General features: G+C 32.6%; 14 protein-coding genes. 7 read left to right on the forward strand and 7 right to left on the reverse strand.

Features of this window, described 5'->3' with window-relative positions; all coding sequences use genetic code 11:
• Nucleotides 1–9: 9 nt before the first annotated feature.
• Nucleotides 10–630, forward strand: coding sequence for an L-threonylcarbamoyladenylate synthase (locus tag AC8GF4_RS12815; protein ID WP_506595176.1), 621 nt, complete (start codon nt 10–12; stop codon nt 628–630).
• A 271-nt stretch (nt 631–901) separates the two neighbouring features.
• Here AC8GF4_RS12815 and AC8GF4_RS12820 read toward each other — a convergent pair whose 3' ends face one another.
• The 3 genes from AC8GF4_RS12820 to AC8GF4_RS12830 all read right to left on the reverse strand — a co-directional run bounded on the left by AC8GF4_RS12820 (nt 902) and on the right by AC8GF4_RS12830 (nt 3,432).
• Nucleotides 902–1,759 (reverse strand): OmpA/MotB family protein, encoded by an 858-nt coding sequence (locus AC8GF4_RS12820; RefSeq protein WP_506595177.1) that lies wholly within the window; start codon nt 1,757–1,759, stop codon nt 902–904.
• Between the two features lie 73 nt (nt 1,760–1,832).
• The gene (locus tag AC8GF4_RS12825) at nt 1,833–2,825 is read right to left on the reverse strand and encodes a glycosyltransferase family 2 protein (RefSeq protein WP_506595178.1); all 993 of its coding nucleotides are present in this window, start codon (nt 2,823–2,825) and stop codon (nt 1,833–1,835) included.
• Between the two features lie 157 nt (nt 2,826–2,982).
• A complete protein-coding gene (locus AC8GF4_RS12830; protein WP_506595179.1) occupies nt 2,983–3,432 on the reverse strand; it encodes a type I restriction enzyme HsdR N-terminal domain-containing protein in 450 nt (149 codons plus the stop codon).
• A gap of 71 nt (nt 3,433–3,503) precedes the next feature.
• Between AC8GF4_RS12830 and holA the strand changes: the two genes are divergently transcribed.
• The 4 genes from holA to ettA all read left to right on the forward strand — a co-directional run bounded on the left by holA (nt 3,504) and on the right by ettA (nt 8,536).
• Complete coding sequence (holA, locus tag AC8GF4_RS12835; protein WP_506595180.1) at nt 3,504–4,508, forward strand: DNA polymerase III subunit delta; 1,005 nt, start codon at nt 3,504–3,506, stop codon at nt 4,506–4,508.
• Nucleotides 4,509–4,585: 77 nt separating this feature from the next.
• Nucleotides 4,586–6,541, forward strand: coding sequence for a type I pullulanase (gene pulA / locus AC8GF4_RS12840; RefSeq protein WP_506595182.1), 1,956 nt, complete (start codon nt 4,586–4,588; stop codon nt 6,539–6,541).
• Nucleotides 6,542–6,611: 70 nt separating this feature from the next.
• Nucleotides 6,612–6,794 carry a CAL67264 family membrane protein gene (locus AC8GF4_RS12845; RefSeq protein WP_506595184.1) on the forward strand — a complete coding sequence of 61 codons (183 nt, stop codon included), beginning with the start codon at nt 6,612–6,614 and terminating at the stop codon, nt 6,792–6,794.
• 50 nt (nt 6,795–6,844) lie between these two features.
• On the forward strand, nt 6,845–8,536 hold the full coding sequence (ettA, locus tag AC8GF4_RS12850; RefSeq protein ID WP_506595185.1) for an energy-dependent translational throttle protein EttA: 1,692 nt from the start codon (nt 6,845–6,847) through the stop codon (nt 8,534–8,536).
• A 78-nt stretch (nt 8,537–8,614) separates the two neighbouring features.
• On the opposite strand, the gene AC8GF4_RS12855 is transcribed toward ettA, so the two are convergent.
• The 3 genes from AC8GF4_RS12855 to AC8GF4_RS12865 all read right to left on the reverse strand — a co-directional run bounded on the left by AC8GF4_RS12855 (nt 8,615) and on the right by AC8GF4_RS12865 (nt 11,462).
• Entirely contained in the window at nt 8,615–8,740 is a 126-nt protein-coding gene (locus tag AC8GF4_RS12855) for a hypothetical protein (RefSeq protein ID WP_506595186.1), read from the reverse strand.
• 76 nt (nt 8,741–8,816) lie between these two features.
• Nucleotides 8,817–9,233 carry a thiol-disulfide oxidoreductase DCC family protein gene (locus tag AC8GF4_RS12860; RefSeq protein ID WP_506595187.1) on the reverse strand — a complete coding sequence of 139 codons (417 nt, stop codon included), beginning with the start codon at nt 9,231–9,233 and terminating at the stop codon, nt 8,817–8,819.
• A 63-nt stretch (nt 9,234–9,296) separates the two neighbouring features.
• On the reverse strand, nt 9,297–11,462 hold the full coding sequence (locus tag AC8GF4_RS12865) for an endonuclease MutS2 (protein ID WP_506595189.1): 2,166 nt from the start codon (nt 11,460–11,462) through the stop codon (nt 9,297–9,299).
• A gap of 182 nt (nt 11,463–11,644) precedes the next feature.
• Here AC8GF4_RS12865 and ung point away from each other — a divergent pair, with 182 nt between their 5' ends.
• Nucleotides 11,645–12,319: a uracil-DNA glycosylase gene (ung, locus tag AC8GF4_RS12870; RefSeq protein WP_506595190.1), complete on the forward strand. Its 675-nt coding sequence runs from the start codon at nt 11,645–11,647 to the stop codon at nt 12,317–12,319.
• Nucleotides 12,316–13,449 carry a serine hydrolase gene (locus tag AC8GF4_RS12875; protein ID WP_506595191.1) on the forward strand — a complete coding sequence of 378 codons (1,134 nt, stop codon included), beginning with the start codon at nt 12,316–12,318 and terminating at the stop codon, nt 13,447–13,449. The genes ung and AC8GF4_RS12875 overlap by 4 nt, the downstream gene beginning before the upstream one ends.
• A 196-nt stretch (nt 13,450–13,645) precedes the next feature.
• Here AC8GF4_RS12875 and AC8GF4_RS12880 read toward each other — a convergent pair whose 3' ends face one another.
• Entirely contained in the window at nt 13,646–14,659 is a 1,014-nt protein-coding gene (locus AC8GF4_RS12880) for a transglutaminase (protein ID WP_506595193.1), read from the reverse strand.
• Between the last annotated feature and the right edge of the window lie 159 nt (nt 14,660–14,818).

Raw genomic sequence — 14,818 nt, forward strand, 5'->3', positions numbered from 1 at the left:
AAAAATATTATGGCTCAAATTATAAAAATTTATCCCGATAAACCCAACGAAGCTGCTATTGCAAAAGTAGTTAAGGTATTGAAAGACGGTGGTTTGGTGATATATCCAACAGATACAGTTTACGGTCTAGGTTGTGATATAACTAATTCTCGAGCACTCGAAAAAATAGCGAAAATAAAAGGAGTAAAGCTAGAGAAAGCTAATTTTTCATTTATTTGCCACGACCTAAGCAATTTATCCGATTATGTAAAACAAATCGATACTTCGACATTTAAGTTACTCAAAAGAGCCTTGCCAGGGCCTTATACATTTATTCTTCCAGGAAATAATAATTTGCCAAAGGAGTTCAAAAAGAAAACAACAGTTGGTATAAGGATTCCAGACAACGCTATTGCACTAGAAATGGTTCGGGAATTAGGAAATCCAATTGTTTCAACTTCTATAAGGGATGAAGATGAAGTGATCGAATACACTACCGATCCAGAATTAATTTTCGAAAAATGGCAAAATTTGGTAGACTTGGTTGTAGATGGAGGTTATGGAAATAATACAGGTTCTACAATTATCGATTTGTCCGGAGATGAGCCAATTGTGATAAGGGAAGGTAAGGGAAGCCTTGATATAATGTAAGATATATTAATTTTTTTATAAATTTTCTATGTTTTAATTGGATAACTGAGAATTTAGTGCTTATTTAGTATAATATTTGAAACAAGTACATTCTTTATGGAATACATAGCATGTTATTCTTAATTTATATTTAATTGGTTGTTAAAGAAAAAATTAAGGATTCGTAAAAGCAGGACTTCGGTTCTGCTTTTTTTTTGTGGTTTATAAAAAGTAAATAAATAAAAACGCCTCGAAAATTTCGAGGCGTTTTAGTATAGAAATTGAAAATGAATTATTTTTGAACTGGAGCAGTTGTTGCACCCGGTTGTTTTTTCATTTCTTTTTCAACCATATCATAGAATTGATCAATTTTTGGCATTACATAAATACGTGTTCTTCTGTTTTTAGCCTTATTTTCCGGAGAATCATTTGGTACCAAAGGAACATAAGAACTTCTACCTGCAGCAATTAATTGCTCTGGTTTAACACCTAATTCAGCAGTTAACAAACGAATAATTGCAGTAGAACGTTTTACACTTAAATCCCAGTTATCAATCAAGAAAGCATTTCCTTTTAATAAATCAGAATCTGTATGACCTTCAATCATACATTCAAAGTCAGGTTTATCGTTTACTACTTTAGCAACTTTTGCCAAAACTCCTTTTGCTTTGTCACTTACTTCGTAACTACCGCTTTTGAATAACATTTTATCAGAGATTGAGATGAAAACAACACCTTTATCAACATTAATTTCGATATCGGTATCATTCATTCCTACTACAGATTTTAAACTAGTTACAACTGCAAGGGTTACACTGTCTTTTTTAGTCAAAGCATCTTGCATTCTACTAATTTTCAAATCTTTCTCTTTGATAGATTCAAGAGCTTTCTCGATATTTTCAGCACCTTTAGTAGACAAAATAGTCATGTCTTTAGATGTTGTAATCAAGTTTTGATTGGTTTCTTTCAAACCATCTACTGTAGCTTTAAGTCCTGCTTTTTCTTCCAAGCAAGAATTAAGTTTTACCGTACAAGTGTTTAACAAATCTTGAGTTTCTTTATTTTTAGCTTCCAAAGCTGCGTATTCTTTTTTAGAAACACAAGACGTTAGAAGTGCCAAAGCCGATAATGTAATCATTATTTTTTTCATAAAATGCGAATTTAATTAAACGTGTGAGTTACAAAGTTAGTTTTTAAATGTTAATTTTAAATGTAATTTATTGTTAAATTACTTCAGCAAAAACTATGCCATTTTTAACATAATACTCATAAACGATGCTTTTGGTTTTAAAGTATATTTCAATTTGTTTTTTTTCTCTTTTTTTATAGTTTCTTAAAAATAACCTATAAAAAGAAAAATGTGCACGGATAACAGCCCAAAAATGAATGAATTGACCTCCAATAATGAATTTAATTCCTGCTATACCATCCAACAGCATTCGGATGATAAGTACTTGAAAGAGTGTTTTTTGCGGTAAATTCTTGGTTAACATCAATAAAGAATTTCTAAAATTTAAAAATGTTTTTTGAGGATTGGCTTGCTGCAAAGTGGCTCCTCCTACATGGTATACTATTGACTCCGAATTGTATTTGATTTTGTAACCTCTATTTATGGCTCTCCAACACAAATCAATTTCTTCTTGATGTGCAAAAAAATCTTGATCAAAACCATTTAACTCTTTGTAAACAGCTGATCGAATAAAAAAGCAAGCACCAGAAGCCCAGAAAATTTCCTTCTTATCGTTGAACTGACCTCTGTCTTTTTCTAAAGTATCAAAAATGCGACCACGGCAAAAAGGATACCCAAACTGATCAATGAAACCGCCACCAGCTCCAGCGTATTCAAAATAGTCTTTTCGTTTATAATCCAGAATTTTTGGTTGTATTATAGCTGTTTCGGGTTCAGATTCAAATGTTTGCAAAATCGGTTTTAACCAATTTTCTGTTACTTCAATATCCGAATTTACTAGTGCAAAAAAATCAGCATCAACATGTTGCAAAGATTCATTATAACCACCAGCAAATCCTTGATTGGTTTTGTTTTGTACTATTCTAATTGTTGGGTAATTGTTTTTTATAAACGCAATTGATTCATCTGTCGAAGCATTATCTGCAACATAAACCGTTGCTTCAGGAGAATATTTAACTACTGAAGGCAAAAACTGTTCTAAAAGTTGTACTCCATTCCAATTCAGTATGACTACGGCTATTTTCATTTTAGATTTTAGATTTTTAGACTTCTTAGATTTTTAGACTCTTAGATTGTTAGATTATTAGATTTTTAGAAAAATAGTATAGTAGACTTTTAATTATCTCAGATTTTTTGAAGTCTAAAAATCTAAAATTCTAAATTGTCTAAGATGTCTAAGTTGTCTAAATTGTCTGATAGTTGGGCAGTTCTCTCAAAAATTCATATTTTTCATTTTCAAAATCCATTTGACAAAAATAATGATTTAGTCCATTGGTAACCATCAAAAACTCAGCTTCCAAAGTCATGTTATATCTTGCAATTTGGTCAAAAGTCGCTTGAGCAATTTTAACTTCTGGTGCTTTGCATTCGATTAATATAAAAATGGAGCCATTAGAATTAAAAACCACAACATCATATCGTTTTCGTAAACCATTAACCAGTAGTACTTTTTCAACGTTTATAAGAGACTTTGGATATTTTTTTTCTTCTAATAAATATTGAACAATATGCTGTCGAACCCATTCTTCGGGTGTAAGAATGATGAATTTTTTCCGGATACTATCAAAAATAGATACTTTATTTTCGCTATTTTTGAATCGAAAAGAATAAGAAGGAAAATTGAGTTTTTGCATTGCACAAAAGTATTAAATAAGTTTTAAGGTTTTTGAATCAAAAATCTAAAATTTGAAATCTAAAATTAAAAATGGATGAAGTTGTAAAGATTGTTAATGATATAAAAGGAGGTAGCATTAAACCAATTTATTTTTTGATGGGAGAAGAGCCTTATTATATTGACAAACTATCCGAATATATTGAAAAAAACATTTTAACTGAAGACGAAAAAGGGTTTAATCAAACCGTATTGTATGGTAGAGATGTTTCCATAGAAGATGTGGTTTCTACAGCAAAACGCTATCCAATGATGTCAGATCGACAAGTGGTGATTGTCAAAGAAGCACAGGATTTGTCCAGAACAATTGATAAAATTGAAAGTTATGCAGAAAACCCAATGCCATCAACGGTTTTGGTGTTTTGTTATAAGTATAAAACGTTGGACAAAAGAAAAAAAGTAACCAAACTTCTAGCCAAAAATGGAGTTGTTTATGAAAGTAAAAAACTCTATGAAAATCAAGTTGGTGATTGGATAAAACGAGTACTTGCTGGTAAAAAATACACCATCGAACCTAAAGCATCGGCAATGTTAGTAGAGTTTTTGGGAACCGATTTGAGTAAAATTAACAACGAACTCGAAAAACTTCAAATAATATTACCTGCAGGAAGTACTATTTCTGCTAAAGATATTGAAGAAAACATCGGATTTAGTAAAGATTATAATGTATTTGAACTCCGAAAGGCAATAGGTGAAAATAACCAACTGAAAGCGTATAAAATTGCCGATAATTTTGCGCAAAATCCCAAAGACAATCCAATCGTTATGACTACGGGATTGGTTTTTGGTTTTTTTATTCAATTACTGAAATACCACGGTCTCAAAGATAAAAATCCTAAAAATGTGGCCTCGGTATTGGGTGTTAATCCTTTTTTTCTTAAGGATTATGATGTGGCTCTCAAAAATTATCCAATGAAAAAAGTAAGTCAAATTGTTGCTTCTCTAAGAGATACCGATGTCAAAAGTAAAGGGGTAGGTGCTAATAGTTTGTCTCAAGCCGATTTATTGCGTGAAATGCTATACAAAATATTCAACTAAAAAAAGAAATAATGCCTTACATCAATTTAAAAATCAGCAATATACTTTGTTTTATTTTTTTTATAACAAACCTCAGTATGGCACAACTTTCAAAAACAAACTCAAAGAAATATAAATCTTTTGATGATTACCCAGTTTATCTAAAAGATGATTTAGGAGTGACCTTTACTGAAAATAAAACAGTTGTAAAACTTTGGAGCCCCAATGTTGAAGAAGCACGAATCAACCTATACAAACATGGAAATGGAGGTAATGCAATTGCGGTTAAAAGTTTACTTTATGACAAAATAACTGGAGTCTGGCAAATTGTATTAAAAGGTAATTATCACAATACTTATTATACGCTACAAGTAAAAAATAAAGGGAATTGGTCTGCAGCAATGCCCGATCCTTATGCAAAAGGGGTAGGCGTTAACGGAAATCGGGGTTTGATATACGATACAAAAAAAACAAATCCAACCAATTGGTTAACAGACAAAGCACCCGCTTTAAAATCGGCTTCGGATATTGTGCTGTATGAGGCGCACGTTAGAGATTTTTCTATTGATTCAACTTCTGGTATTATAAACAAAGGAAAATTTTTAGGTATTGCAGAGAAAAACACCAAAAACGAATTGGGAGAATCCTCTGGATTAGACCATTTGCAAGAATTAGGAATTACACATTTGCATTTACTTCCAGTATTTGATTATAAAAGTGTAGATGAAACAACATTAGACAAAAATCAATACAATTGGGGGTATGATCCACAAAATTACAATGCGTTGGAAGGATCGTATTCAACCAATCCTTTTGATGGGCTAGTTCGCATCAAGGAATACAAGCAAATGATTGTGGCTTTGCATAAAGTAAATATTTACTTGATAATGGATGTTGTTTACAATCATACCAGTTCAACAGCTATTTTTGATGAACTGGTTCCAGGTTATTATTATAGAAGTTGGCCTAATGGAAAACGTTCGGATGCTACTGCTTGCGGAAATGAATTTGCTTCAGATCGAATAATGGGACGCCAATTTATGTTGGAATCTCTAAAATATTGGGTAAAAGAATACCATATCGATGGATTTCGATTTGATCTAATGGCGGTGCACGATATTGAAACGATGAATAGTATATCTAGAGAATTAAAAAAAATAAATCCAAACCTATTTTTATATGGTGAAGGTTGGACAGCGGGGGATTCACCATTGCCAATAGAGAAAAGGGCTTTAAAAAACAACGTCAAAAAATTAAATGATATAGCCGTTTTTTCAGATGATATTCGAGATGGTGTAAAAGGGCATTGGTCAAATGTTGAAGAGAAAGGCTTTGTGAGTGGAAATCCTAATTATAAAGAAGTAATACAATTTGGAATTGTAGCATCAACGAATCATCCACAAATTAAATACGACACCAAACGCAGTTACGCACAATTTCCATACTCAGATAGCCCTTCAAAGGTAATTGGTTATGTGTCTTGCCATGACAACAACACTTTGTATGACAAACTTAAAAAAGCAAATCCAGAGGCTAGTGAAATTGATTTAGTGCAAATGGATAAACTGGCAAATACTATCATTTTGACTTCGCAAAGTATTCCTTTTCTGCACATGGGAGTAGAAATGAAACGCACCAAAATGGGAGTCGAGAACTCTTATAAATCTGCTGACAGTATCAATAAAATAGATTGGAATTTAAAACATGAAAATATTGAGCTGTTTCACTATTATAAAAATCTTATAACATTACGAAAAAATCATCCCGCTTTTAAAATGCCTACCGAAAAAATGATTCAGGAACATTTGGAGTTCTTGACCATTGATTCTCCTTTTTTAATTGGATATACTTTGAAAAATAATGCAAATGGAGACCAATGGAAGAATATTAGAGTGTATTTTAATGGTGATGAAAAAGGAATACAACAAGATATAGTTGGCAATTGGACAATGATTTGTAATGGTTCAATCATTAATTTAGGTGGAATAGAAACCATTCAGAATCAAAGCATTATCATTCCGGGTCAAAGCGCCATAATTTTGTATCAGGAATAATTATTTTAAACAAAAAGTATGCTGAAAAATACCGATATTTGCATCTTTCAAAAAAACAAATACCACAATTATGGGAATGAATAAAAACACTATTTTAGGATGGGCAACCTTAATAATGATACTAATGGGATTATTACTTATTGGATTAGGTGCTTTTCGATATGATGATGTAGCTGGCTGGGGATTTGCCGCTGTAGGATTTGGATTTTTAGCTAATGCTTGGGTATTTAATGCTCTTAAAGGAAGGGTATAATTTGTATTCAAAATCAATAATTAATTACATAATAAATTAAAACATATACTATGTCAGACGATAAGAAAGTAATTTTCTCGATGCAAAAATTGAGTAAAACCTATCAAGGAGCGGATAAACCTGTTCTTAAAAACATCTATTTAAGTTTCTTTTATGGAGCTAAAATTGGTATTTTAGGTCTAAATGGTTCTGGGAAATCTTCATTATTGAAAATTATTGCAGGAGTTGATAAAAATTATCAAGGTGATGTGGTTTTTCAACCGGGATACACAGTAGGTTATTTGGAACAAGAACCTATCCTTGATGATTCAAAAACCGTTATCGAAATTGTTCGTGAAGGTGTTGCAGAAACTATGGCTGTTCTAGAAGAATACAATAAAATCAATGATTTATTTGGTCTTCCGGAAAACTACGAAGATGCTGATAAGATGGACAAGTTAATGGATCGTCAAGCTGCTTTGCAGGATAAAATTGATGCTCTTGGTGCTTGGGAAATTGATACCAAACTAGAAATAGCGATGGATGCTTTGCGTACGCCAGAAGGAGATACACCTATCAAAAACCTTTCAGGTGGAGAACGTCGTCGTGTAGCTTTATGTCGTTTGTTGTTGCAACAACCTGATGTATTACTGCTGGATGAACCAACGAATCACTTGGATGCAGAAAGTGTACTTTGGTTGGAACAACATTTGGCACAATATAAAGGAACAGTAATAGCTGTAACACACGATAGATATTTCTTGGATAATGTTGCTGGTTGGATTCTGGAATTGGATAGAGGAGAAGGTATTCCATGGAAAGGAAACTATTCTTCTTGGTTGGATCAAAAATCAAGTAGAATGGCATTGGAAGAAAAAGTAGCCTCAAAACGCAGAAAAACATTGGAACGTGAACTGGACTGGGTTCGTCAAGGTGCAAAAGGCCGTCAAACCAAACAAAAAGCACGTTTGCAGAACTACGATAAACTTTTGAATGAAGACCAAAAACAATTGGACGAAAACTTGGAAATTTATATTCCAAATGGTCCACGATTGGGTACCAATGTTATCGAAGCCAAGAATGTAGCCAAAGCTTTTGGCGAAAAATTATTGTACGATAATTTGAACTTTACTTTGCCTCAAGCTGGAATTGTTGGGATTATTGGACCAAATGGTGCTGGTAAATCAACCATTTTCAAAATGATTATGGGAGAGCAAAAAACAGATAGTGGTGAATTTTTGGTTGGTGATACTGTGAAAATTGCTTATGTAGATCAAGCACATTCGAATATCAATCCTGATAAATCCATTTGGGAAAATTTTGCCGACGGACAGGAACTAATTATGATGGGTGGAAAACAAGTGAATTCAAGAGCTTATTTATCCCGTTTCAACTTTGGTGGTGGAGAACAAAACAAGAAAGTGTCTATGCTTTCGGGTGGAGAACGTAACCGTTTGCACCTTGCTATGACTTTGAAAGAAGAAGGAAATGTATTGTTACTGGATGAGCCAACGAATGATTTGGATGTAAACACACTTCGTGCTCTAGAAGAAGGTTTGGAAAATTTTGCAGGTTGTGCCGTTGTGATTTCGCACGACAGATGGTTCTTGGATAGAATTTGTACGCACATTCTAGCTTTCGAAGGGGATTCTGAAGTGTATTATTTTGAAGGTGGATTCTCTGATTACGAAGAAAATAAGAAGAAACGTTTGGGTGGTGATTTAACTCCAAAACGATTAAAATACAGAAAATTGATTCGATAATATTCGGTCTTTTTATATAAAAAGTAAAAGAGGATGTCCACAGAAAGGCATCCTCTTTTTTTTAGACAAAAAAACTAATCATTTCTTTTTACCAGAATTTATCATCATTACCACAGTTCCAATTAAACCAATAATTACCAAACCGAAAACAATTACCATTATAAATGCACCGTTTTCCCATGAATAAAGTGATAGATTTTTCATAAAAATAAATTATTTAGAATAATCAAATTTATAACATCAATACGTGTTAAGAAATGACATTTATCATGTTAAACTATTATTCTAAAAATTTTATTTTCAATTCTGGCGACGGTATCATGCAACTTTCTTTTTTGCCATACCATTTGTATCTATTTCTGGCAATGTTGTCGTATAAATGATTTCTGATTCCAGTTGGTATAATTTTAAAAATAACTCCAAGCGAAAATAATCCATTTAAATTTTTGGCAATTTGCAAAGCAGCATCCGATTTGTAGTAATAAGCTACACCTGGTTCGTACAGAATAACACTGTCAATATTTTTGGAATCAACTCCAATATAAGTAAGGATTTCTTGTCCCAATTTTGATTGCAATGCCACGAATCGAAAGTCATCTTTTTTGTCGTGTTTGATAATAAATTGCACCGCCGAATTACAGAGATTGCAAACACCGTCGAAGAGTATTATTTTTTTATGGAGAGGGAGGTTTTGCATTATTAAAGTTTCTAAAAAACTTTGTCAAAGTTCAAAACTTTGACAAAGTTGTGTTACGGAATATTACTTCTTCCCGTGTTCAACAAATTCCAATTCATCCAAACTTACTTTCGAAGTAAACACGCCATAATTCACAACAGCTTTATTTTTTTCGATTTTATCAATACTTCCAACCGATTTTCCATCTAGCATACGCACGCGATCTCCCACCTTTAAAATAACATTCGGTTTTACAATTACAGGCTTTAATTTCTTTAATTTCTTTTCCTTTCGGATTTCTTCCACAACGACTGTAACCTCTTGAATGATTTCTTTTTTCTTTTCAATAATGGCTTTGACTTCTTTGGGAGTCGCCTTTATGCGTTTTGAGTTTTCTATTTCTATAATTTTTAAAAACTCACCAATTAGGTCTTTTTTGTTTTTATTATTGAAATATTTTTCGGCTATATCTTCAATTTTCTGACCTATATAAATCGTTTTCTGGTTGCTGTCGTACAATTCTTGATAGCTTTCCAGTTTTTGTTTGATTTTGACATTGATAGTTTCCATTTTCTTGCCTTCCTCACGCGCTTTGGTCTCTTCTTCTTTAAGTGTTTGAGACGTTTTTTCCATTTTGGAGCGCTCTTTTTGCAAGTTGGCTATTGTTTTGTCAAAACGAACTTTCCCAACTTCAATTTTCTTTTTGGCTCGGTTGATTAAGCTAAAAGGAATTCCGTTTTTTAAAGCGACTTCAAAAGTAAATGAACTTCCCGCTTGTCCCAATGCCAATTTGTACATTGGTTCCAATGATTTTTCATCAAAAAGCATGTTGGCATTCGTAGCGCAAGGCAGTTCGTTTGCTAATATTTTTAGGTTCGAATAATGCGTTGTGATCAATCCGAAAGCTTCACGGTGGTAAAACTCTTCCAAGAATATTTCGGCCAAAGCACCACCCAATTCAGGATCGGAACCGGTACCGAATTCATCAATAAGGAACATGGTTTTCTTATTACACTTCTTCAAAAAATAGTTCATGTTCTTCAAACGGTAACTATAAGTACTTAGATGATTTTCAATAGATTGATTATCTCCAATATCTGTCAGTATTCTATCAAAAAGAAAAGTTTCGCTTCGTTCATGAACTGGAATTAACATACCCGATTGTAACATTAATTGCAACAATCCAACGGTTTTCATCGAAATAGTTTTTCCACCTGCATTCGGTCCTGAAATAACAATTATTCTATTTTCCTGACTCAGTTCAATTGTTTGTGGATGGGTAATTTCCTTTTTTTGTTTGTTGCTTAAATATAAAATAGGGTGAAAGGCATCTCTAAAATAAAGACGACGGTCTTCTGTTATTTTTGGTAAAATTCCATTTATTCTGTTCGCATATTTTGCTTTGGCTGCAATCACATCAATATCGCTCAAGAAATCTTGATATTGAATCAATAATGGTAAAAAAGGCCGAATATCATTTGATAATTGCTTTAATATTCGAGTGATTTCTTCTTTTTCTTCGTATTCAAGATTACTTAATTCTCGAGAATAATTCAATGTAGCTTCGGGCTCTATATAAGCAATGCTTCCTGTTTTGGAACTTCCCAAAATAGAACCTTTTACTTTTCGCCTATACATTGCTAAAACGGCCAAAACACGGCGATTTTGAACAAAACTTTCTTTAATATCATCCAAATAACCCAATCCATTATATTGAGACAATGCCATTCCAAAACTTTGGTTCATTTTGCCACGAACTGAATTCATATTGCGGCGAATGTTTAATAATTCTGGTGAAGCGTTATCTTTTATTTCACCATATTTATCAACAACAACATCTACTTTGGTGATAATTTCTTTGGTAAGTTGAATCCCAGAACCTTTGGTACACAAATAAGGGTAATAATCATTGAATTTATTTAAAAAAGCCAATAAAAAATTAGTAGTTTCTGATATTGTAGCAATTTTTCTAAATCCTCCTACTTCAAGAAAACTATCTTCTATAGCTAGGAATTTTATTTCATAAGTAATTGCATCAAAACCGTGATTGGGTATCGCATTGTTATTTTGGAAAGACGAAACATACTCCGAAGTTTGCATTAAGGCACTCATCAAGGTTTCTTTGTCTTTAAAAGGGATTATCTCAAGAGCCTTTTGTTTTCCAATATCAGTATTGCAAATTTCGGAAATCGTTTCGAGAACCGTTGGAAATTGTAAATCTTGTAACGTTTTTTCGGTAATGGAGATCATTATTATGCTTTAATTTTTCATTACAAAAATAAGACTATTTTAAGGAAGAAACATAGGGTTATTTCACGTAGATTGACATATTATAAACCACAGCGACTTACTAAGAACATTAATGTTTTTGTTTGTCAATTTTTCTAATCTCTTTTGAATCTTCATGTATCTTTGTGAAATAAACTTTTAATATGCAAATCAACTTAAATCCTTCTTGGCAAACTATATTATCTGAGGAAATAGAGAAACCTTATTACCTGGAATTGATGGATCTTGTTAATGAAGAATATAAAAATTCGGTTTGTTTTCCTCCAAAAGAATTGATTTTTTCGGCTTTTAATTCTTGTTCGTTTGAAGAAGTAAAAGTGGTTATTATTGGCCAAGATCCGTATCACGGAGAGGGAGAAGCCAATGGTTTGTCATTTTCGGTAAATGATGCAGTTCGAATTCCGCCTTCGTTGCGTAATATTTATAGAGAATTAACTGTAGATCTCGATTCTATTTTTTTGCCAACAACAGGTAATCTAGAGTGTTGGGCCCAACAAGGTGTTTTACTTCTGAATGCTTCTTTAACGGTAAGAAAAGATAGTCCCAATAGTCATAAATACCTAAAATGGAATTTGTTTACAGATGCTGTAATACATAAGATATCTGATGAAAAAGAGAATGTAGTTTTTATGCTTTGGGGTAGTTTTGCACAAAAAAAAGGGGGTAAGATCAATCGGGAAAAGCATTTGATTTTAGAATCCGGGCATCCTTCGCCAATGAGCGCCAATCAGGGGAAATGGTTTGGAAATAAACATTTTAGTCAAGCAAATTTATATTTAGAGAAAAATAATTTAGTACCAATTCAATGGATTATATGATCAAAAATCAATTTAAAATAGTATTTACATTCCTATTTATCAGTGTAATTTCAGTTACTTGTAATGCACAAAATGTGCTTAAAAAAGCTTTGGCGACAGATAATGAAAAGATAAAAAAAGTAATGGATCATCCTGAAGCATTTGAACTTCAGATTATTTATACTCAAATTATTCGAGGGAAAAATAATAAAATCACCTTAAAAGATTATACTTATAACCTCAACAAAGACCACTATTTCTATCCTGCCAGCACGGTTAAATTTCCTATTGCTGTTATGGCTTTAGAAAAATTAAATAGTATTCCGAATACTTCAACAAACAGTCAATTTACGATAGAAGGGAATCCTAATAGCATAAATTTTGTAGAGGAAATTTCTAAAATTTTTGCCGTGAGTGATAATGATGCGAGTAATAATTTGTTTGAGTTTATAGGCTTTGATTATTTGAACAAAAATATGGAATCGAAAGGATTAAAGCCATTCAGAGTCAATCATCGGTTATCAACTCCAAATTCAGGCCGTAAGACCATTAAATCTATTACATTAACAAAAGATGATCAAACCACACAAAATTTCCCTTCCTATACTACCCAAAAATACAGTCCTTTGCAATTAAACAAAACCAAAAAAGGAAATGGATATTTAGAAAACGATACACTTGTAAAAGAACCTTTTGACTTTTCGAATAAGAATTACTATCCGCTTGAAACCTTACATAATACTTTGAAAAGAATCGTATTTCCAAATAACTTCAAAGAAAGCGAACGGTTTTATATTACTGAAAAAGACAGGGAATTTATCCTCTTTTCGATGCAAAACTTACCCAAAAATGCAGGTTACGATCCTGTAGAATATTATGATGGCTATTGTAAATTTTTCATGTTTGGAGATACGAAAGAAAATATTCCGGCTTCAATTAAAATATACAATAAAGTAGGTGATGCGTATGGAACGCTTACCGATTGCGCTTACATTGTCGATTCTGAAAAAAATATTGAATTTATGGTTTCGGCTACATTATTGGTGAATAAAGATGGAATTTTTAACGATAATATCTATGAATATGATGAAGTTGGCTTTCCGTTTTTGGCTGAGTTGGGAAGACAACTTTATTTGTTGAACACAAAGTAAATTGAATAACCAAATGCCTTAGCCCCGAGTGAAGTGAAAAGCCCGGAGACTCGCTTGCTTACATTTTATGAAGGGGCAAAGCGACCAAAGGAAGCTCTTGCAACTGTATAAAAATGTTGCTAGCGAGATGAGGACTTGAAACGGAAAGCGGGAAAAGCTCCAATAAAAAATTAGACTCTAGATGCAATTCTGTAGCTTATTCCAATGTTAAAGCTCCCAAGATTTCTTCGGATAGAAAGGGACCTCCTGGATATTTTGCAGTATAATCTAGATTCAACCATACTTGATTGCGCTCGTCAATGTGGTAATTGATTTGCTTATTTTGGCTTTCATCGACAAATAAAACGTTTTTGATAATGTAATTTACTTTTTCAAGATCTTTGATATTGCCGATTAAAATTTCAGGATAAATATGGCCTTTTGTATGAATCAATCTTGGTGTACCTCCAATGGATTTTATTGCGGCAGCCATTAAAACGGAATGGTCATCGCAATCACCAGAAAAAAAGAGCAACGATTCACGTGCGGTGGCAATGTAATCTCCATTTTTAGGATCATTTACATAGTTCCATCGGCTATTGATTTCTTTGAAAACTGCAAAACACTGAATCAGATTTCTATAATCAGAATAGCCTCTAATGTTCTTAAAATGCTTGGTTGTGGCCATGATGGCAAAATTTCGCACTTTGGGGTTTTCATATTCAATGGCTTTTACGATTTCGTCTTTGTTGGGAAATGGCAGTAACTTGGCAATGATGATATCCTGTGGAAATGGATTATTATTCATGGTATACAGCATCGAATTGTAATCGTCAAAAACAGAATTAAAACTAAAATTCCCAAACAAACTTCCATAAATAAGCACCAAAAAATAGAGCGCCAAACACACGATAATTATGGTTCGCAATGTGTACAAAGCGAAATGAATTAATGCTAGAACGATGATAAAAAGTAGTATTCTATCCAGATTGAAAAACCAATGCGGATCGATTAAATTTTGGTGAAGTACTATAAATGTTGGAATGGTAATGAGAATACTTAAAAAAAAGATAACAAAACTATCCCAAGGTTTTTTCAACTGAAACCGCCATGATGAAATATTCTTCCAACTAAAATCTAAAAGCGGTTCCTGACTACCAGATTTTAAATCCTTTTTAGGAAGAAACTTGGACCTTACCAGATAAAAATTCTCTTTGTTAAGTTGTATCATAATACCCAAAAGTTGGGGCTTGTATTGCTTTTTTTTAAGTTACTAAGATACTAAGTTTCTAAGTCACTAAGCTTTTTTTTGTTACTAAGTTATTACAAAGTTGCTAAGCTACATATATGGTAAGTCTTTAAGAGTCTTAGGAGCTTAGAAACTTAGAAT

This window comes from Flavobacterium rarum (SeqCode) (assembly GCF_965234445.1).
In the GTDB taxonomy this organism is placed as follows: domain Bacteria; phylum Bacteroidota; class Bacteroidia; order Flavobacteriales; family Flavobacteriaceae; genus Flavobacterium; species Flavobacterium rarum.